Below are 18,696 nucleotides of genomic sequence, written 5' to 3'. Positions count from 1 at the left end.
GGCGTGCGGCCCGCTGCGCGCGGCGCCGGCCCTGCTCGACCCGGCGCGCGCGATCGGCCTCGCGCTCGGCCCGGCGGGCGGCGCGCTCCCTGCTCACGACGCGGCCCGGGTCACAGGGTGCCCAGCCAGGAGCGCAGCAGCTCCAGGCCCGCGTCGCCGGACTTCTCCGGGTGGAACTGGGTCGCGCTGAGCGGCCCGTTCTCGACGGCGGCCACGAAGGGCGACCCGTGGTCGGACCAGGTGACCAGCGGCGCGACGAGGGGCGAGGCGTCGTCGACGACGAGCTCCCAGCGGCGGACGCCGTAGGAGTGGACGAAGTAGAAGCGGGCGTCCTCGAGCCCGGCGAACAGCCGGGTGCCCTCGGGTGCGCGCACGGTGTTCCAGCCCATGTGCGGGACGACGTCGGCCTCGAGCCGGTCGACCGTGCCGGGCCACTGGCCGAGGCCGTCGGCGGCGCGGCCGTGCTCGACGCCGCGGTCGAACAGCACCTGCATGCCGACGCAGATGCCGAGCACCGGGCGGCCGCCGGCGAGCCGCCGGTCGACGACCTGGTCGCCGCGCACCGCGCGCAGGCCGTCCATGCAGGCGGCGAACGCACCGACGCCGGGGACGACCAGGCCGTCGGCCTCGTGCGCGGCGGCGCGGTCGGCGGTCAGCTCGACCTCGGCGCCGACCCGCTCGAGCGCGCGGACGGCCGAGCGCACGTTGCCGAAGCCGTAGTCGAGCACGACCACGCGGGGACGGGAGGGCACGCGTCCAGCCTACGAGCCGGCGGTCGGGCCACCGGCGCCGGTGGCGCCGCCGCGGCGCGACGCGCGCACCACCACGACGACCATGACGGCGACGACCGCGAGCGCGAGCGCGACGACGACCCAGCTGCCGCGGCCGGTGAGCGCCTGGGCCGCCTCGAACAGCGCCCAGAGCAGGGCCAGGACGCCGACGACCCAGCCGCCGACCAGGTCGACGCGGCGCCGGCGGGCGGCGCGGACGTCGTCGGGGACTCCGCCCGCCGGCTGCGGCCCGCTCGCGCGGGCGAGCACGCCGATCTCGACCGCCCCGGGCACCTCGGCGGGGTCGCCCGAGCCGACCAGCAGGTCGGTCACGGCGTCCGGCAGCGACTGGGCGAGCAGCCCGGCCGCCGGGGTGTCGACGAGCGCGCCACCCTGCCAGCGCTGGGCCTGCAGCCGGCCGTCGGCGCGGGTGAGCACCAGCACGGGCGCGCGGCGGCCGAGGACGCGGGACAGCCGCGGCGCGGCCTCGCCGAGCACCGAGCCCTCGGTGCCGGACCCGGCGAGCAGGGCGGCGTCCGGGACCACGACCGACCCGGTCGAGGTGGGCACGACGTGACCGCGCAGGCCGAGCCCGGCGGCCGCCCGGGCGAGCCGGCGCGCGTCGGGCACCGGCGCGAGGAGCAGGTACCGCTGCAGACCCGCGTCGTCCGGGGTGCGCTCGCTCGAGGTCGGGCTGCTCAGAGCGCGCCCTTGGTGCTCGGGACGCCCTCGACCCGCGGGTCGATCGCGATCGCGGCGCGCAGCGCCCGGGCGACCGCCTTGAACTGGGTCTCGACCAGGTGGTGGGGGTCGCGGCCCGCGAGGACGCGCACGTGCAGCGCGAGGTGGGCGTGGAACGCGAGCGTCTCGAACACGTGCCGGGTGAGGGAGCCGGCGTAGGGCACGCCTCCCCCGCCGCCGCCGATCAGGACGAACGCCTGGGCGTCCGGCTCGCCGGTGTGCACGCAGTACGGCCGGCCGGACACGTCGACGACGGCCTGCACGAGCGCCTCGTCGAGCGGGACGGTGGCGTCGCCGAACCGGGACAGGCCCACCTTGTCGCCGAGCGCCTCGCGCAGCGTCTGCCCCAGGACGATCGCGGTGTCCTCGACGACGTGGTGGGCGTCGACGTGCGTGTCGCCCTGCGCCTCGACCACGAGGTCGATCAGCGAGTGCCGCGAGAAGGCCGTGAGCATGTGGTCGTAGAAGCCGACCCCGGTGCTGATCCGGCTCGTGCCGGTGCCGTCGAGGTCGAGCTCGACGACGACCTTCGACTCGCTCGTCGTGCGCTCGGTGCGGGCGGTGCGGCTCATCGGTGCTCCGTGGTCGTGCTCGTGGGGGCTGGCCGTGCGGGGACGCGGTCCAGTGTGGCAGCGAGCGCGTCGAGGAACGCGGTGGTCTCGTCGGGGGTGCCGGCTGTGACCCGCAGGTGGCCGGCGATGCCGACGTCGCGGACGAGCACGCCGTGGTCGAGCAGCGCTGTCCACGTGGCCTTCTCGTCGTCGAGACCGCCGAACAGGACGAAGTTGGCGTCGCTCGGTACGGGCTGCAGCCCGAGCCCGGCCACCTCCTCGACGAGGCGGTCGCGCTGGGCCTTGATCGCCTCGACGGTGCCGAGCAGCACGTCGACGTGCGCGAGCGCGGCGCGCGCGGTGGCCTGGGTGACGCTCGAGAGGTGGTACGGCATGCGCACCAGCCGCATCGCGGTGCACACCGCCTCGTCGGCCACCAGGTAGCCGAGACGGGCGCCGGCCAGCGCGAACGCCTTGCTCATCGTCCGGGACACGACCAGGCGCTCGCGGCCGGGCAGCAGCGTGACCGCGGAGGGCGTTCCGGGACGGGCGAACTCGGCGTACGCCTCGTCGACGACGACCACGCCGTCGGTGGCGTCGTAGACCCGCTCGACGAGCGCGAGGTCGAGGGCGGTGCCGGTCGGGTTGTTCGGCGAGCACAGCAGCACGACGTCGGGACGCTCGGCGCGCACCGCGGCGGCGACCTCGTCGGCGTCGAGCGAGAAGTCGTCGCGGCGCGGTCCGTCGACCCACCGCATGCCGACGCCGGTGCTGATGATCGGGTGCATCGAGTACGCCGGGGTGAAGCCCATCGCCGTGCGGCCGGGTCCACCGAACGCCATCGCCACGTGCTGCAGCACCTCGTTCGAGCCGTTGCCCGCCCACACCTGGGCGGCCTCGAGGTGGTGGCCCGTCGACCGGGTCAGGTACGCCGCGAGGTCCTCGCGCAGGGCCACGTGCTCGCGATCGGGGTAGCGGTTCAGCGAGACCGCCTCGGCCGCAACGGCTCCGGTGATCGCCTGCACCACCTCGTCCGGGACGGGGTAGCTGTTCTCGTTGGTGTTGAGGCGCACCGGCACGTCGATCTGCGGTGCGCCGTAGGCCTGCGCGCCGCGCAGGTCGTCGCGCAGGGGGAGGTCGTCCGGGCTCACCCGACCGAGTCTAGGGAGCCGCTGGAGGCGGTCGTCCGCGCGTCCGGCTGCTGGGCTGTGGACGGTGGCGGCGCGGCACCCGCCGGGGCTGCGAGTCTCGGCGGACCCGGGTGCGGGCGGACGGATCCCCCGTCCGCACCCGGGGTCAGTCGCGGAACCGGACGGTGACCGCCTGGCCGTGCGCCGGCAGGTCCTCGGCGGTCGCGAGCGCGACCACGTGGTCGGCGACGTCGGCGAGCGCCTCGCGGGTGTACTCCACGACGTGCACGCCGCGCAGGAAGGTCTGCACCGACAGGCCGCTGGAGTGCGAGGCGCAGCCGCCCGTGGGCAGGACGTGGTTCGACCCGGCGCAGTAGTCGCCGAGCGACACCGGCGAGTGCGGGCCGACGAACACCGCGCCCGCGTTGCGCACCCGCATCGCCAGCTCGCGCGCGCCCCGCGTCTGGATCTCCAGGTGCTCGGCCGCGTAGGCGTCGCAGACGGCCAGGCCGGCCTCGAGGTCGTCGACGAGCACCACCGCGGACTGCGGACCGCGCAGCGCGACCTGCACCCGCTCGGCGTGCTTGGTGGCGGCGACCTGGTCGACGAGCACCCGCTGCACGGCGTCCACGAGCTGCTCGGACGGCGTCACGAGCACCGAGGCGGCGTCGGGGTGGTGCTCGGCCTGGCTGATCAGGTCGGCCGCGACGTGCGCCGGGTCGGCGGTGTCGTCGGCGAGCACGGCGATCTCGGTGACCCCGGCCTCGGAGTCGATGCCGACGACCCCGCGGACCAGCCGCTTGGCGGCCGTCACCCACACGTTGCCCGGCCCGGTGACGACGTCGACCGGTCGGCAGACGACCTCGCCCGCCCGCGGTCCGTCGGTCTCGCGGGCGCCGTAGGCGAGCATGGCGACGGCCTGCGCCCCGCCGACGGCGTACACCTCGTCGACGCCGAGCAGCGCGCACGCGGCCAGGATCGTCGGGTGCGGCAGCCCGCCGAAGTCCTTCTGCGGCGGCGAGACCACGACCAGCTCGTCGACGCCGGCCTCCTGCGCGGGCACGACGTTCATCACGACGCTGGAGGGGTAGACGGCCAGGCCGCCCGGCACGTACAGCCCGACCCGGGCGACCGGCACCCAGCGCTCGGTCACGGTGCCGCCCGGCACGACGTCGACGCGGGTGTCGCCGCGGCGCTGGGCCGCGTGCACGGTGCGGGCGCGCCGGATCGACTCCTCCAGGGCCGCGCGCACGGCCGGGTCGAGGGCGTCGAGCGCCTGGTGCAGGGCGGCCACCGGCACCCGCAGGTGCTCGGGGCGGACGCCGTCGAAGCGCTCGCCGAGGTCGCGCAGCGCGGCCGCGCCGCGGTGGCGGACGTCGTCGACGACGGGGCGGATCTGCTCGGCCGCCTGCTCGACGTCGACCTCCGCCCGCGGCAGCTCGGCGCGCAGGTCGCGCACGTCGAGGGTGCGGCCACGCAGGTCGAGGGTGCGCATCACGGCGTCCAGGGTACGAGGGGCGGCGACACGCCCGGTCGGGCGGTCTCGCGCGGACCGGGCGCGCGGCGGGGCTGCGGGGGTTACGGTCGCAGCATGCAGCGGCTGGCGCTGTTCCCCCTGGGCACCGTCCTGGTGCCGGGCCTCGTCCTGCCGCTCACCGTCTTCGAGCCGCGCTACCGCGCCCTGGTGCAGGACCTGCTCGAGCGACCCGAGCGCGAGCGGGTGTTCGGGGTGGTCGCGATCCGCGCCGGGCACGAGGTCGGCGAGGGTGCCGCCCGGGCCCTGCACGACGTCGGCACCACCGCCGTGCTGCGCCAGGTCAGCGAGAACGACGACGGCACGCTGGCGGTGGTCACGAGCGGGGCGGTGCGGTTCCGGCTGCACGGACTCGACGACGCCGCGGGCACGCCGTACCCCACCGGCCTGGTGTCGGCGATGCAGGACGTGGACGGCGACGACGTCGACGTGGCCCGGCTGGCCGACCGGGTCGCCGCCGCCTACAGCGGCTACCGCGAGGACATCGGGCTCGAGCCGCCCGACCTGCCGTCCTCGCCGCGGGTGCTCTCGTACCTGGTCGCCGCCGGGATGGTGCTCGACGTCGCCGACCGGCAGTCGCTGCTCGAGCAGCCCGACACCGCCCGGCGGCTGCTCGCCCAGTCGCGGCTGCTGCGGCGCGAGCGGCGGTTGATCAAGGCGCTGCGGGCGCTGCCGCAGCAGGGCGCCTGGGAGTCGGCCAGCCTGAGCTGACCGGTGGCAGGCTGGTCGTCGTGACGATGACCCCCGCGACCCGTGCGCTCGAGCGGGCGAAGGTGCCCCACACCGTCCGGGCCTACGAGCACGACGCCGCGGCCGCCCAGGCCGCGGGCGGGTACGGGCTCGAGGCGGCGGCGGCGCTCGGCGTCGAGCCGGCCCGGGTGCTGAAGACGCTGCTGGCCGACGTCGACGGGCGGCTGGTCGTCGCGGTGGTGCCGGTGACGGGGCAGCTCGACCTCAAGGCGGTGGCCGCCGCCGTGGGCGGGAAGAAGGCGCGGATGGCCGACCCCGGGGCGGCCGAGCGCGCGACCGGCTACGTCGTCGGCGGGATCAGCCCGCTCGGGCAGAAGCGGCGCCTGGCGACCGTCGTCGACGGGTCGGCCCTCGGGCACGGCACGGTGCTGGTGAGCGCCGGCCGGCGCGGCGTCGACGTCGAGCTGGCCCCGCAGGACCTGGTGCGGCTCACCGGCGCGGTGGTGGCCGCCGTGGCGGCCGGGTAGCGCTGGGGTGTGGCGCTCGTCAGTCGCCCTGGTGCGGTGGGCGCACGAGCAGCCAGACCAGCAGGCCGGCGAAGACCACCGTGGCGGTGGCGCCCGGCCAGGCCAGCGCCAGCACCAGGGGGGCGCTCAGGTCGAGCGGCGCCTGCAGCCGCTCGACGCCGGCGGCCTGCTGCGCGTCGACGGGCGCGGGTCCGGTCCAGCGACCGAGCTGCCACGCGAGCAGGGCCGCCGGGTAGCCGCCGGCCACACCCCACGCGGCGGCCCCGAGCAGCCGGCCGCCCCCGGCCACCACCACCCCGACGCCGGTGAGGGCGCCGGCGACCAGCGCCAGGACCACGAACACGGCGTCGGCACCCGCGAGCACGTCGTCACCGGGGCCGGGCGAGGTGACCAGACCCTCGACCTCGACCACCTCGGTCTGCGGGACCAGCGCCCACCAGACCAGCGCCACCGCGACGGCCAGCAGGAGCAGCCCGGCGAGGAGCAGGAACCACCCCGGCAGGGCACGGCGCCGCGCGGCCGGCGCCGAGGGCGCCGCCTCGCCGACCCGGACCGCGCTCACACCAGGCAACCGGGGCCGAGGAGGGCCTTGAGGTCGCCGAACAGGGCCGGCGACGGCGTCACCCGCAGCGCGTCGGGCAGCCGCATCAGGGTCGACTTGTCGTGCTGGGTCAGGCGCAGCTGCACGTCGGTGACGCCGGGGTGGGTGGCGAGGACGTCCTTGAGCCGCGCCACCATCGGCTCGGTGCACCGGGCGGTGGGCAGCGAGATGACGACGGGGCCGCGCGGCCCCTCGCTCAGCTCGGGCAGGCTCATCTCCTGCGCGTTCACGGCCGGGACGTCGTCGCGGCGGTTCAGCCGGCCGCGGACCACGACCACCTGGTCCTCGCGGAGCTCGTGCGAGACGGTCTGGTAGGTCTGCGGGAAGAACAGCACCTCGATCGACCCGGCGAGGTCCTCGACCTGCGCGATCGCCCAGGTGGAGCCCGCCTTGGTCATCTTGCGGGAGACCTGCGTGATCATCCCGGCGATCGTGACGGTGGAGCCGTCGGGGCGCGACTCGTCGGCGACCAGGTTCGCGATCGAGGTGTCGGCCGCCGACGCCAGCACGTGCTCGACGCCCAGCAGCGGGTGGTCGGAGACGTAGAGGCCGAGCATCTCGCGCTCGGCGGCGAGCTTGAACCGCTTGTCCCACTCCAGGTCGGGGATGGTGGGCAGCGTGGCGAGCTGCACGCCGCTGTCGTCGTCGAGCCCGCCGAACAGCGAGTCCTGCCCGATCGCCTCCTGCTTCTTCTCCTCGACGAGGGCGTCGACGTACACCTCGTGGACGGCGGCCAGCCCGCGGCGGGTGTGGCCGAGAGAGTCGAACGCGCCGGCCTTGACCAGCGACTCGATCGTGCGCTTGTTGCACACCACCGCCGGCACCTTGCGCAGGAAGTCCTCGAACGAGGTGAAGGCGCCCTTCTCCTCGCGGGCCCGCACGATCGCCTCGACCACGTTGTGGCCGACGTTGCGGATGGCGGCCAGGCCGAACCGCACGTCGTCGCCGACCGCGGCGAACACGCCGATCGACTCGTTCACGTCCGGCGGCAGGACGGTGACCTTCATCCGGCGGCACTCGGCCAGGTACAGCGCCGACTTGTCCTTGTCGTCGCCGACGGAGGTGAGCAGCGCGGCCATGTACTCGGCCTTGAAGTTGGCCTTGAGGTAGGCGGTCCAGTACGAGACCAGTCCGTACGCGGCCGAGTGCGCCTTGTTGAACGCGTAGTCGGAGAACGGGACCAGGACGTCCCACAGCGACTTGATCGACGCCGGGCTGAACCCGTTCTCGAGCATGCCGGCCTCGAACCCGACGTACTCGGCGTCGAGCACCTCGCGCTTCTTCTTGCCCATCGCCCGGCGGAGCATGTCGGCCTTGCCGAGCGTGTAGCCCGCGAGCTTCTGGGCGATCTCCATGACCTGCTCCTGGTACACGATCAACCCGAAGGTCGTGCCCAGGATGGGTTCGAGCGCCTGCGCCAGCTCGGGGTGCGGGTACTCGACCTCCTGCTGCTTGTTCTTGCGCAGCGCGTAGTTGGTGTGGCTGTTGGCGCCCATCGGGCCCGGGCGGTAGAGCGCGCCGACCGCCGAGATGTCCTCGAAGTTGTCGGGCTTCATCAGCCGCAGCAGCTGGCGCATCGGGCCGCCGTCGAACTGGAACACACCGAGGGTGTCGCCGCGTCCGAGCAGCCCGTAGGTCTCGGGGTCGGTGGGGTCCTTGGACAGCGCGTCGAGGTCGATGTCGACGCCGCGGTTGGCCTGCACGTTCTTCAGCGCGTCGTCGAGGATGGTCAGGTTGCGCAGGCCGAGGAAGTCCATCTTGACCAGCCCGAGCGACTCGCACGTCGGGTAGTCGAACTGGGTGATGACCTGGCCGTCCTGCAGCCGCCGCATGATCGGGATGACGTCGAGCAGCGGCTCGCTCGACATGATCACGCCGGCCGCGTGCACGCCCCACTGCCGCTTCAGCCCCTCGAGGCCGCGGGCGGTCTCGACGACCTTGGCGACCTCGGGGTCCTCGGCGTGCAGGGCGCGGAACTCCCCGGCCTCCTTGTACCGCTTGTGCTCGGGGTCGAAGATCCCGGCGAGCGGGATGTCCTTGCCCATCACCGCGGGCGGCATCGCCTTGGTGATCCTGTCGCCCATGGCGAACGGGAACCCGAGGACGCGCGAGGAGTCCTTGATCGCCTGCTTGGCCTTGATCGTGCCGTAGGTGACGATCATCGCGACCCGCTCGTCGCCGTACTTCTCGGTGACGTAGCGGATCACCTCGCCGCGGCGGCGCTCGTCGAAGTCGACGTCGAAGTCGGGCATCGACATGCGCTCGGGGTTGAGGAACCGCTCGAAGATCAGCCCGTGCTGCAGCGGGTCGAGGTCGGTGATGCGCATCGCGTACGCGCACATCGAGCCGGCGCCCGAGCCGCGACCGGGGCCGACCCGGATGCCGTTGGCCTTGGCCCAGTTGATGAAGTCGGCGACGACGAGGAAGTACCCGGCGTAGCCCTTGGAGACGATGACCTCGGTCTCGAAGTCGGCCTGCGCGCGGACGTCGGCCGGGACGCCCTGCGGGTAGCGCGCCTCGAGGCCGCGGTCGACCTCCTTGATGAACCAGGACCGCTCGTCCTCGCCCTCGGGGCACTCGAACCGGGGCATGAAGCGCCCCTCGCCCTCGGTGAACGACACCTCGCACCGCTCGGCGACGAGCAGGGTGTTGTCGCACGCCTCGGGCAGGTCGCGCCACAGCTCGCGCATCTGCGCGGGGCTCTTCAGGTAGAACTCGTCGGCGTCGAACTTGAACCGGTCGGGGTCGGCCAGGGTCGACCCCGACTGCACGCACAGCAGGGCGGCGTGCGCGGTGGCGTCGTCGGCACGGGTGTAGTGCAGGTCGTTGGTCGCGACCAGCGGCAGGTCGAGGTCCTTGGCGATGCGCAGCAGGTCCTCGTGGGTGCGGCGCTCGATCTCGAGCCCGTGGTCCATCACCTCGGCGAAGTAGTTGCCGCGCCCGAAGATGTCGCGCAGGTCGGCCGCGGCCTCGAGCGCCTTGTCGTACTGCCCCTGCCGGATGCGGGTCTGCACCTCGCCGCTGACGCAGCCGGTGGTGCCGATCAGCCCGCCCGCGTAGGTCTGCAGCAGCTCGCGGTCGAGCCGCGGGAACTTGCCGTAGACGGCGTCGAGGCTGGCCTGCGACGACATCCGGAACAGGTTGTGCATGCCCGCGTTGTTCTCGGCCAGCAGCGTCATGTGCGTGTAGAGGCCGCGGGAGGAGACGTCGTCGCGGCCGCCGTCGCCGTAGGTGACGCGGGTGCGGTCGGTGCGGTGGGTGCCGGGCGTGACGTAGGCCTCGACGCCGATGATCGGCTTCACGCCGTGCCGCTGCGCCTGCTTCCAGAAGTCGTAGGCGCCGAAGACGTACCCGTGGTCGGTCGTCGCCAGCGCCGGCATGCCCATGCGGGCGGCCTCCTCGAACAGGTCGCCCACGCGCGCCGCACCGTCGAGCATCGAGTACTCGGTGTGGTTGTGCAGGTGGACGAACTGGTCGGAGCCGGACGGCATGGGGTGGCGGCCTCCTCGGTGCGCGCGGTGCGGGCGGTGACCTGGGGAAGGTCCGGCGACCGTCGTCGGTGGACGGCGGGCCGGTGGCCGCTGCGTAGGAGGTCGAGTCTAGGTCGCGGCACCGACACTTCCGGGCACCGGTCGGCGGGTCCCTGGTCGGTCGGCGTGTCCCCCAGCGTGTCGGCCCGCGTGTCCGCGTCCGTGGCCGGACGGTGGGCGCGCGTGCCACCATCGGCGGGTGGCCCTCGCCCTGTTCGCCGGCCTCCTCGTCCGCGACCTGCCCGCGGCGCTGGAGTGGTACGAGCGACTGCTCGGGGCGCCGCCGAGCTTCCGCCCGAACGACGTCGAGGCCGTCTGGGAGCTCGCGCCGGACCGCTCGGTCTACGTCGAGCTGCGACCGGACGACGCCGGCCGCTCGCTGGTGACGCTGTTCGTCGACGACCTCGACGAGCGGGTGGCCGCGGCCGTGGGGCGCGGCATCGACCCGACGTCGCGGGAGACCTACGGCAACGGCGTGCGCAAGGTGACCTTCCACGACCCCGACGGCAACGAGGTCGGGTTCGGCGGCGGCCCCGCCTGACCCGACGGGGGAGGCTCAGCCGTCGCGCAGCAGGTCGAGCGCGGCGGCGAGGTCGGCCGGGTAGGGGCTCTCGAACAGCACCCGCTCCCCCGTCGACGGGTGCGCGAACCCGAGCCGGTGGGCGTGCAGCCACTGCCGCGTCAGGCCGAGCCGGCGGGCGAGGGTGGGGTCGGCGCCGTAGGTGAGGTCGCCCGCGCAGGGGTGGCGCAGCGCCGAGAAGTGCACCCGGATCTGGTGGGTGCGGCCGGTCTCGAGGTGGATCTCGAGCAGGCTGGCCGAGCGGAACGCCTCGAGCAGCTCGTAGTGGGTGACCGACGGCTTGCCGTCGCGGGTGACCGCCCACTTCCAGTCCGAGGACGGGTGCCGTCCGATCGGCGCGTCGATCGTGCCGCTGACCGGGTCGGGCAGGCCCTGCACGACCGCGTGGTAGATCTTGTCGACCGTGCGCTCCTTGAACGCGCGCTTCAGCACCGTGTACCCGTGCTCGCTCTTGGCCACCACCATCAGCCCGGACGTGCCGACGTCGAGCCGGTGCACGACGCCCTGGCGCTCGGCGGCACCGCTGGTGGAGATGCGGTAGCCCAGCCCCGCGAGCCCGCCCACCACCGTCGGGCCGGTCCAGCCCGGGGACGGGTGCGCGGCGACCCCGACCGGCTTGTCGACCACGACCAGGTCGTCGTCGTCGTGCACGACCCGTAGGCCCTCGACGGTCTCGGGCACCAGCTGCACCGGCTCGGGTGCGCCGGGCAGGTCGACCTCGATCCAGGTGCCGCCGACCAGGCGGTCGGACTTGCCGGCCTCGCGCCCGTCGACGCGGACGCCGCCGTCCGCCGCGATCGTCGCGACGACCGAGCGTGACAGGCCGAGCAGGCGGGCCAGCCCGGCGTCGACGCGCTCGCCGTCGAGCCCGTCGGGCACCGGGAGGCTGCGGGTCTCAGCCACGGCTGGCGTCCTGCGCCTCGCGCGCGGCGGCCCGCTGGTCCTTCTCCCGGGTGCCGTCGACACCGATGCCGAGCAGGCCGAGCAGCGCCACCGCCGCGGCCGCCCCGACGATCCAGACGTCGGCCACGTTGCCCACGAACCAGTCGGCGTAGGCGAGGAAGTCGATGACGTGGCCGCGGGCGAACCCCGGCTCGCGCACGAGCCGGTCGGTCAGGTTGCCCAGGGCGCCCCCGAGCAGGAACCCGAGCGCGAGCGCCCACCGCAGGCTGCCCAGCCGGCGGGACGTGCGGACGATCACGACCACCACGACCACCGCGACGCCGGTGAAGAGCCAGGTCGTGCCCTCGCCCAGGGAGAAGGCCGCCCCCGGGTTGAACAGCAGCCGCAGCGAGAACCAGCCGTCGACGACCGGGACGACGCGGCCGTCGGCCAGCTGCTGCAGGGCGATCCACTTGGTCACCTGGTCGGCGGCGTAGGCGAGCACGCAGACCACGGCGAGCAGCACCAGCAGGCGGCGACGGCGACGGGGGTCGACCTCGGACGGCGCCGGCTCGGCGCCGTCGCCCGCGTCGGGTGCGCGGTCGACCGGTGCGGTGTCGGCGGGGTCGGCCGGCTCGCGGGGCCCCTGGGCGTCGTCGGACATCGTGGGCAAGCCTCCCACGGCGCCGGCGGCGACCCGTCAGGGCGTCAGTGCCGCTCCTGCAGCTGCTTGCACCGCACGCACAGCGTGGCGCGCGGGAAGGCCTGCAGCCGGCCCTTGCCGATCGGCTCGCCGCACGACTCGCAACGGCCGTAGCTGCCGTCGTCCAGCCGCTCCAGGGCGTGCCGGGTCTGGGCCAGCGCCTCGCGCGCGTTGTTCGCGAGCGACGCGCTGTGCTCGCGCTCGAACGCCTTGCTCCCGGCGTCGGCCTGGTCGTCGCCGGCGATGTCGGCGGCGTCGCGGGTCAGCTCGGCGATCTGGTCGTCGGCGACGGCCAGCTCGGCCTGCAGCCGCGCGACGTCGCCCTCGAGCTCGGTGCGGACGGCGCGCAGCTCGGCCTTGGTCCAGGGGCTCTCGTCGTCCTTGACCCGCAGGCCGCCGGAGGGCGAGGCCGCGGGGGCGGTCTTCGTCGCCGCAGCCTTCGCCGGGGCGGCCTTCTTCGCCGCGGCCTTCGCCGGGGCGGCCTTCTTCGCCGCGGCCTTCGCGGGGGCGGTCTTCCTCGCCGGGGCGGTCTTCGTCGCCATCGCCTTCGCGGGCGCGGCCTTCTTCGCCGCCGCCTTCGCGGGCGCCGCCTTCTTGGTCGCCGCCTTCGCGGGGGCCGCCTTCTTGGTCGCCGCCTTCGCGGGGGCCGCCTTCTTGGTCGCCGCCTTCGCGGGGGCCGCCTTCTTGGTCGCCGCCTTCGCGGGGGCCGCCTTCTTGGTCGCCGCCTTCGCGGGCGCGGTCTTCTTCGTCGCCGCCTTCGCGGGCGCGGTCTTCTTCGCCGCCGCCTTCGCGGGCGCGGTCTTCTTCGCCGCCGCCTTCGCGGGCGCGGTCTTCTTCGCCGCCGCCTTCGCGGGCGCGGCCTTCTTCGCCGCCGCCTTCGCCGGAGCAGCCTTCGTCGCCGCGGCCCCCGTGGCCCTCTTCGCCGGGGCAGCCTGCTTCGTCGTGCCCGCACGTGCTGACGTCCGCGCCATCGTCGGCCTCCTCCGGCCGCCGTCGGCCGCTCGTGGTGCCCGCGAGGATAGGACGGACCGGGCACCCACGGCAGCCTCGACGCGCCGCGCCGGCCGATCGTCACGATCGGCAGGGACGCCGACGGGGCCGTGACCGGGTGGTCACGGCCCCGTCGTCACGCGGGGTGCCGGCGTCAGCCGGTCTGGCCGCCCTCGCCGGGACGACCGGGCGCGAGGCTGCCCTTGTTCTCGAGGTCGCGCAGCTGCGTCTCGAGGTAGGACTTCAGCCGGGCGCGGTACTCGCGCTCGAAGCCGCGGAGCTGGTCGATCTTGCGCTCGAGCAGCGAGCGCTCCTGCTCGAGGGCGCCGAGGGTCTGGGACTTCTTCGCCTCGGCCTCGCGCACGAGCCGCTCGGCCTGCTCGCGGGCCTCGCCGATGAGCTGGTCGCGGGTCTCCTCGCCGCTGCGGACGTGCTCGTCGTGCAGCTTCTGCGCGAGCGCGAGCATGCCGGTCGCCGCCTCGGGGCTGGCGCCACCGCCGACGGCCGCCGTGGCGACCGGGGCGGGGGTGGGCGCCGGCGCGGGAGCCACCACGGGCTGGGCCACGACGGGCTCCGGCTCGGGCTCGGGCTCCGGCTCGGGCTCCGGCTCGGGGGCGGGCGTCGGCTCGATCGTCTTGGTCATGCTCGTCGAGCTCGCGGCAGCCCGCGTCAGCTCGCCCACGCGGTTCTCGCAGGCCGAGAGCTTGGCCTTGAGGTCGGCGTTCTCCTGCTCGAGCGCGCGCAGCGCGTTGACGACCTCGTCGAGGAAGTCGTCGACCTCGTCCTGGTCGTAGCCCTCGCGGAACTTCGTGGGCTGGAACGTCTTGTTGACGACGTCGTCCGGCGTCAGAGCCATGTGGTCACCTCATACCGATGTGTCTACCCGTGGTCGGACCGCTCGACCCCGACCAACCGGGATCAGCGGCAACGTTAGCGGACACGCCGCTCCGCTCGCAGATCGCGGGCGGCGTGCCGTGCGCGATCAGCTGCTGGCGCTCACCGCCGCGGCCTGCACCAGCGACATCGCCAGGCCCGTGACGAGCATGATCACCAGGAACGCCAGGTCGAGTCGCACCGACCCGAGCGAGAGCGGCGGCAGCACCGAGCGCAGCGCCTTGAGCGGCGGGTCGGTGGGCGTGTAGATCACCTCGGCCAGCAGCAGCACCGGGCCCTTGGGGCGCCAGTGCGGCGAGAAGGACTGCACCAGGTCGAGGATCAGCCGCCCGATCATCAGGACGAAGAACGCGAAGAGGACCCAGTACAGCGCCCAGAGGACCAGTGCCACGTCGTCAGCCTACGTGCCGCTCGCGCCCGTGCCCGACCCGCCCGCTCAGCTCTGGTTGAAGAAGCCGCTCTGGACGCCCGCGCGCGCGGAGGTGGCAGCAGCCGCAGGGGCGCTCACCTCGACGTGCGCCGGCGACAGCAGGAACACCTTGCTGGTGACCCGCTCGATCGAGCCGCGCAGGCCGAAGACCAGGCCGGCGCTGAAGTCGACGAGCCGCTTGGCGTCGGAGTCGTCCATGTCGGTGAGGTTCATGATCACCGGGACGCCCTCGCGGAAGCTCTCGCCGATGGTCTTGGCGTCGTTGTAGGTGCGCGGGTGGATCGTCGAGATCCGGGTGAGCTCGCCGCCCACCGGCTCGGACACGACCCGCTGCGGCGCGCGCTCGCGCTTGATCGGCGTCACGGCGGCTCCTCGCTCCTGCGCGGCCTCGGCCCGCGGCGCGGGACGGGAGGCCTCGTGCTCCTGCTCGTCGTACGCCATCGACTGCTCGTGCTCCTCCTCGGCCAGGCCGAGGTAGACCATCGCGTTGCGAAGGCCGCCCATGGTGACTCCTCCAGACGAACCCCGCGCGGGTGCGAGGGAGTGGTGATCGGACGGTTTCGACGCTACCCGAGCGGGGGCCGCGATCCGAGGACCGCGCTGCCGACACGCAGGTGTGTCGCGCCGTTCGCGACGGCGTCCTCGAGGTCGTTGCTCATGCCGGCCGAGATCACCTGCGCCTGTGGGTGTTCGGCGCGCACGCGCTCGGCGGTCTCGCGCAGCCGGGCGAAGGCCTCCTGCGGCTCGACGCCGAGCGGCGCCACCGCCATCACCCCCTGCAGGCGCAGACCCGTTGCGGCAGCGACGGTCTCGACCAGCGCGGGCACGTCGTCGACCGGCGCACCGCCGCGTGAGGGGTCGCCGTCGAGGCTCACCTGGACGAGCACGTCGAGCACGCGACCTGCCGTCTGCGCGGCGCGGTCGAGCGCCCCCGCGAGCCGATCGCGGTCGAGGGAGTGGACCAGGTCGGCCCAGCGGACGACGGCGCCCGCCTTCTTGGTCTGCACCTGGCCGATGGCGTGCCACACCAGGTCGAGACCGGCGCAGCCCTCGGCCTTGTCGGCGGCCTCGGCCACCCGCGCCTCGCCGACGTGCCGCACGCCGAGGTCGGCCAGCAGCCGGACGTCGTCGACCGGGTAGGTCTTGGTGACCACGACGAGCGTGACCTCCTCGCGCGCCCGGCCCGCGGCCTCGCACGCCCCGGCGATCCGGCGCTCCACGGCCTCGAGCCCGCTCGCGAGCTCGGCCCGACGGTCGGCGCTCACGTCGTGTCCCCCAGGACGGCGACGCCGGCGAACCGGCCGGTGACGCCGTCGCGGCGGTGGGAGTAGAGGTCGGGCCGCTCGACGGTGCAGCCGGGCACCGTCTGCACCTCGACGTCGAGCGCCGCGAGCTGTTCGAGGACGCCGGCGGCGACGTCGACCGCGGGGGTGCCGGTGGCGCTCACGCTCGCGCTCACCGGCACCCGCGCCGCCACCTCGTCGCGCAGCGCGGCGGGCACCTCGTAGCAGCGGGCGCACACCGACGGACCGACCACGGCCGAGAGCCGGCGCTCGCCGAGGTCGCGCAGCGCGTCGACCGCCGCCGGCACCACGCCGTCGGCCATGCCGCGCCGCCCGGCGTGCGCGACACCGACCACCCCGGCGACGGGGTCGGCGAGCAGCACCGGCACGCAGTCGGCGACCAGGACCGCCAGCGCCGTGCCGGGCCGGTCGGTGACCAGGGCGTCGGCCTCGGGCACGTCGTCCCAGCCGTCGGTGACGCGCACCACCCGGGTGCCGTGCACCTGGGCCGCGACGAACAACCGCTCCGGCGCCACGCCGACCCGCTCGGCCAGCCGCGCCCGGACCGCCCGCACCCGGTCGGGGTCGTCGCCCACGTGCAGGCCGAGGTTGCTGTCGCCGTAGGGATCGCGCGGCGCGGAGTCGTCGGGGCCGTCGTCGTCGGTGCGCCCGGTGAACCCCAGCAGCACCGACGCGGACGAGCCCCGCGACCACCGGAGGAGGTCGCGGGGCTCGTCGGTCGCACGCACCCGGTCAGTGGACCACGTCGCACGTCCCTGCCGCGCAGCAGGGCTCACCGCAGCGTGCTCACTTCAGGAAGTCGGGCACGTCCAGGTCGTCGTCGAGCGAGACCGAGCGCGCACCCTGGCGCACGGGCTCGCGGTCGAGGTCGAGAGGGCGCTCGGCCGGCACCGTGACGGGCGCCGCCTCGCGCTCGCGCTCGGCGACGGGCACCGACTCCTCCCGGCGCGGTTCCGCCGCCGGGGCCGGCTGGGCCGCGGCCGGCTGCGCGGTGGCCGCCGGCCGTGCCTGCGCCTGCTGGCGCCCGCTCACCTGGCCGAGGGCGCGGTCGTCGCGCCGGCGGTTCGGGGTGCCGCCGTCGAACCCGGCGGCGATGACGGTGACCCGCACCTCGTCGCCGAGCGCGTCGTCGATGACCGTGCCGAAGATGATGTTCGCCTCCGGGTGCGCGGCCTCCTGCACCAGCCGGGCGGCCTCGTTGATCTCGAACAGGCCGAGGTCCGAACCGCCCTGGAACGACAGCAGCACCCCGTGCGCGCCGTCGATGCTCGCCTCGAGCAGCGGCGAGGAGATCGCCAGCTCGGCGGCCTGCACCGCGCGGTCCTCGCCGCGGGCCGAGCCGATGCCCATCAGGGCCGAACCCGCGCCCTGCATGACCGACTTCACGTCGGCGAAGTCGACGTTCACCAGGCCGGGCGTGGTGATGAGGTCGGAGATGCCCTGGACACCGGACAGCAGCACCTGGTCGGCGGCCTTGAAGGCGTCCATGACCGAGACGCCGCGGTCGCTGATCGACAGCAGCCGGTCGTTCGGGATGACGATGAGGGTGTCGACCTCCTCGCGCAGGCCGTCGATGCCGGTCTCGGCCTGGGTGGCCCGGCGGCGTCCCTCGAAGGTGAACGGGCGGGTGACCACGCCGATCGTCAGCGCGCCGAGCGAGCGCGCGATGCGCGCCACGACGGGTGCGCCGCCGGTGCCGGTGCCGCCGCCCTCGCCCGCGGTGACGAAGACCATGTCGGCGCCCTTGAGCACCTCCTCGATCTCCTCCGCGTGGTCCTCGGCGGCCTTCTTGCCGACCTCGGGGTCGGCGCCGGCGCCGAGGCCGCGGGTGAGCTCGCGGCCGACGTCGAGCTTGACGTCGGCGTCGCTCATCAGCAGGGCCTGCGCGTCGGTGTTGATGGCGATGAACTCCACGCCCTTCAACCCGACCTCGATCATGCGGTTGACGGCGTTGACACCGCCGCCGCCGATGCCGACGACCTTGATGACCGCCAGGTAGTTCTGCGGTGCTGCCACGTCGTGTGCCTCTTCCTGGGTCTGCGTGCGCGGATCGGGTGCTCGAGCGGGTCCGGGGACCCTCACCCTCAACTAGAGGGTTATAGTTATGTCAACTCCTCGACCTGCACGACGCTAGGGGCGGGCGGCGCAGGATCGGTGCAGGACACGCCGTGTCGGCGCGGGAACGACCGCTCGGGACCGGTGGTGCGTCAGCGGGTGACGGGGGTGCCCGGCGCGGACACGTCGTACACCTGCGCCGGCTGGGCGAGCAGGATGCGCAGCACCGCCGCCTTGCGGTCGGACTCGTCGGCGCTCCCCCACACGACCTGCGCCCCGGACGTCAGGGCGAGCGTCACCGAGTCGGGCGTGGCGGCCGAGGTGCCGGCCACCGCGGCCCGCAGGTCGTCCGGCATCGTCTGCAGCACCGCGACCGCGGCCTCGAGCGCCTCGCCGCCGGCGGCCACGGTCTCCTCGCTCACCACGGCGAGCCCGGCGGGGGGCTCCGGGACGGTCTCGACCACCACGCCGGCGTCGTCGACCAGGGCGAACCCCGCCTCGCCCGGGACCGCGGCCACCGGGACGCGCTCGGTGAGCCGCACCTCGAGGGTCGAGGGCCAGTCGCGCACGACCTGCGCCGACCGCACCTGCGACAGCTGCTCGAGCCGCTCCTCGACCGCGCCGGTGTCGACGCGGGCCAGCGGACGCCCGAGCTGGTCGCCGAGCGCGGAGTCGACCTGGGCCTGCTGCACGCGCTGCGCGCCGTCGACCCGCACCTCGTCGGCGCGCAGCCACGGCGACCCGAGCACGACCCAGGCCGCCACGACGAGCGCGGCGAGCAGCA

20 protein-coding genes are annotated in these 18,696 nt (G+C 74.6%); 3 read left to right on the top strand and 17 right to left on the bottom strand.

Annotated elements, in window-relative coordinates:
* Positions 1-110 precede the first annotated feature (110 nt).
* From hisH to hisD, 5 genes are all read right to left on the bottom strand, one after another.
* Complete coding sequence (hisH, locus tag ACYVKY_RS04355) at positions 111-752, bottom strand: imidazole glycerol phosphate synthase subunit HisH (protein WP_460433771.1); 642 nt, start codon at positions 750-752, stop codon at positions 111-113.
* A gap of 9 nt (positions 753-761) precedes the next feature.
* Positions 762-1,400 (bottom strand): hypothetical protein, encoded by a 639-nt coding sequence (locus tag ACYVKY_RS04350; RefSeq protein ID WP_460433770.1) that lies wholly within the window; start codon positions 1,398-1,400, stop codon positions 762-764.
* Positions 1,401-1,468: 68 nt separating this feature from the next.
* Complete coding sequence (gene hisB / locus ACYVKY_RS04345) at positions 1,469-2,083, bottom strand: imidazoleglycerol-phosphate dehydratase (RefSeq protein ID WP_460433769.1); 615 nt, start codon at positions 2,081-2,083, stop codon at positions 1,469-1,471.
* Positions 2,080-3,213, bottom strand: a complete 1,134-nt coding sequence (locus ACYVKY_RS04340; RefSeq protein ID WP_460433768.1) for a histidinol-phosphate transaminase — start codon at positions 3,211-3,213, stop codon at positions 2,080-2,082. Before ACYVKY_RS04340 ends, hisB begins: the two co-directional genes overlap by 4 nt.
* A 145-nt stretch (positions 3,214-3,358) precedes the next feature.
* Positions 3,359-4,687, bottom strand: coding sequence for a histidinol dehydrogenase (hisD, locus tag ACYVKY_RS04335; RefSeq protein ID WP_460433773.1), 1,329 nt, complete (start codon positions 4,685-4,687; stop codon positions 3,359-3,361).
* Between the two features lie 96 nt (positions 4,688-4,783).
* Between hisD and ACYVKY_RS04330 the strand changes: the two genes are divergently transcribed.
* Both ACYVKY_RS04330 and ybaK read left to right on the top strand, forming a co-directional pair.
* Positions 4,784-5,437 carry an LON peptidase substrate-binding domain-containing protein gene (locus tag ACYVKY_RS04330; protein ID WP_460433767.1) on the top strand — a complete coding sequence of 218 codons (654 nt, stop codon included), beginning with the start codon at positions 4,784-4,786 and terminating at the stop codon, positions 5,435-5,437.
* A 26-nt stretch (positions 5,438-5,463) separates the two neighbouring features.
* On the top strand, positions 5,464-5,943 hold the full coding sequence (gene ybaK / locus ACYVKY_RS04325) for an aminoacyl-tRNA deacylase (protein WP_460433772.1): 480 nt from the start codon (positions 5,464-5,466) through the stop codon (positions 5,941-5,943).
* 19 nt (positions 5,944-5,962) lie between these two features.
* On the opposite strand, the gene ACYVKY_RS04320 is transcribed toward ybaK, so the two are convergent.
* Positions 5,963-6,505, bottom strand: a complete 543-nt coding sequence (locus ACYVKY_RS04320) for a hypothetical protein (protein ID WP_460433766.1) — start codon at positions 6,503-6,505, stop codon at positions 5,963-5,965.
* Positions 6,502-10,035 carry a DNA polymerase III subunit alpha gene (dnaE, locus tag ACYVKY_RS04315; RefSeq protein ID WP_460433765.1) on the bottom strand — a complete coding sequence of 1,178 codons (3,534 nt, stop codon included), beginning with the start codon at positions 10,033-10,035 and terminating at the stop codon, positions 6,502-6,504. Before dnaE ends, ACYVKY_RS04320 begins: the two co-directional genes overlap by 4 nt.
* Positions 10,036-10,273: 238 nt before the next feature.
* Between dnaE and ACYVKY_RS04310 the strand changes: the two genes are divergently transcribed.
* A complete protein-coding gene (locus tag ACYVKY_RS04310; RefSeq protein WP_460433764.1) occupies positions 10,274-10,615 on the top strand; it encodes a VOC family protein in 342 nt (113 codons plus the stop codon).
* 15 nt (positions 10,616-10,630) lie between these two features.
* Here ACYVKY_RS04310 and ACYVKY_RS04305 read toward each other — a convergent pair whose 3' ends face one another.
* From ACYVKY_RS04305 to ACYVKY_RS04260, 10 genes are all read right to left on the bottom strand, one after another.
* Positions 10,631-11,557: an RluA family pseudouridine synthase gene (locus tag ACYVKY_RS04305; protein WP_460433763.1), complete on the bottom strand. Its 927-nt coding sequence runs from the start codon at positions 11,555-11,557 to the stop codon at positions 10,631-10,633.
* Entirely contained in the window at positions 11,550-12,200 is a 651-nt protein-coding gene (gene lspA, locus ACYVKY_RS04300) for a signal peptidase II (protein WP_460433762.1), read from the bottom strand. The genes ACYVKY_RS04305 and lspA overlap by 8 nt, the downstream gene beginning before the upstream one ends.
* A 44-nt stretch (positions 12,201-12,244) precedes the next feature.
* Complete coding sequence (locus ACYVKY_RS04295) at positions 12,245-13,210, bottom strand: TraR/DksA family transcriptional regulator (protein WP_460433761.1); 966 nt, start codon at positions 13,208-13,210, stop codon at positions 12,245-12,247.
* 173 nt (positions 13,211-13,383) lie between these two features.
* Positions 13,384-14,085 (bottom strand): DivIVA domain-containing protein, encoded by a 702-nt coding sequence (locus tag ACYVKY_RS04290; RefSeq protein WP_460433760.1) that lies wholly within the window; start codon positions 14,083-14,085, stop codon positions 13,384-13,386.
* Positions 14,086-14,211: 126 nt separating this feature from the next.
* The gene (locus tag ACYVKY_RS04285; protein ID WP_460433759.1) at positions 14,212-14,514 is read right to left on the bottom strand and encodes a YggT family protein; all 303 of its coding nucleotides are present in this window, start codon (positions 14,512-14,514) and stop codon (positions 14,212-14,214) included.
* A gap of 45 nt (positions 14,515-14,559) precedes the next feature.
* Positions 14,560-15,057, bottom strand: a complete 498-nt coding sequence (locus ACYVKY_RS04280) for a cell division protein SepF (protein ID WP_460433758.1) — start codon at positions 15,055-15,057, stop codon at positions 14,560-14,562.
* Positions 15,058-15,119: 62 nt separating this feature from the next.
* On the bottom strand, positions 15,120-15,818 hold the full coding sequence (locus ACYVKY_RS04275; RefSeq protein WP_460433757.1) for a YggS family pyridoxal phosphate enzyme: 699 nt from the start codon (positions 15,816-15,818) through the stop codon (positions 15,120-15,122).
* Positions 15,815-16,585 (bottom strand): peptidoglycan editing factor PgeF, encoded by a 771-nt coding sequence (gene pgeF, locus ACYVKY_RS04270; protein ID WP_460433756.1) that lies wholly within the window; start codon positions 16,583-16,585, stop codon positions 15,815-15,817. Before pgeF ends, ACYVKY_RS04275 begins: the two co-directional genes overlap by 4 nt.
* Positions 16,586-16,643: 58 nt before the next feature.
* A complete protein-coding gene (ftsZ, locus tag ACYVKY_RS04265) occupies positions 16,644-17,873 on the bottom strand; it encodes a cell division protein FtsZ (RefSeq protein ID WP_460433755.1) in 1,230 nt (409 codons plus the stop codon).
* 191 nt (positions 17,874-18,064) lie between these two features.
* A partial coding sequence (locus tag ACYVKY_RS04260; protein ID WP_460433754.1) for a cell division protein FtsQ/DivIB occupies positions 18,065-18,696 on the bottom strand: 632 nt, incomplete at its 5' end.

The organism is Angustibacter speluncae, assembly GCF_054777815.1.
This window is presented reverse-complemented; position numbering and strand designations above follow the sequence as displayed.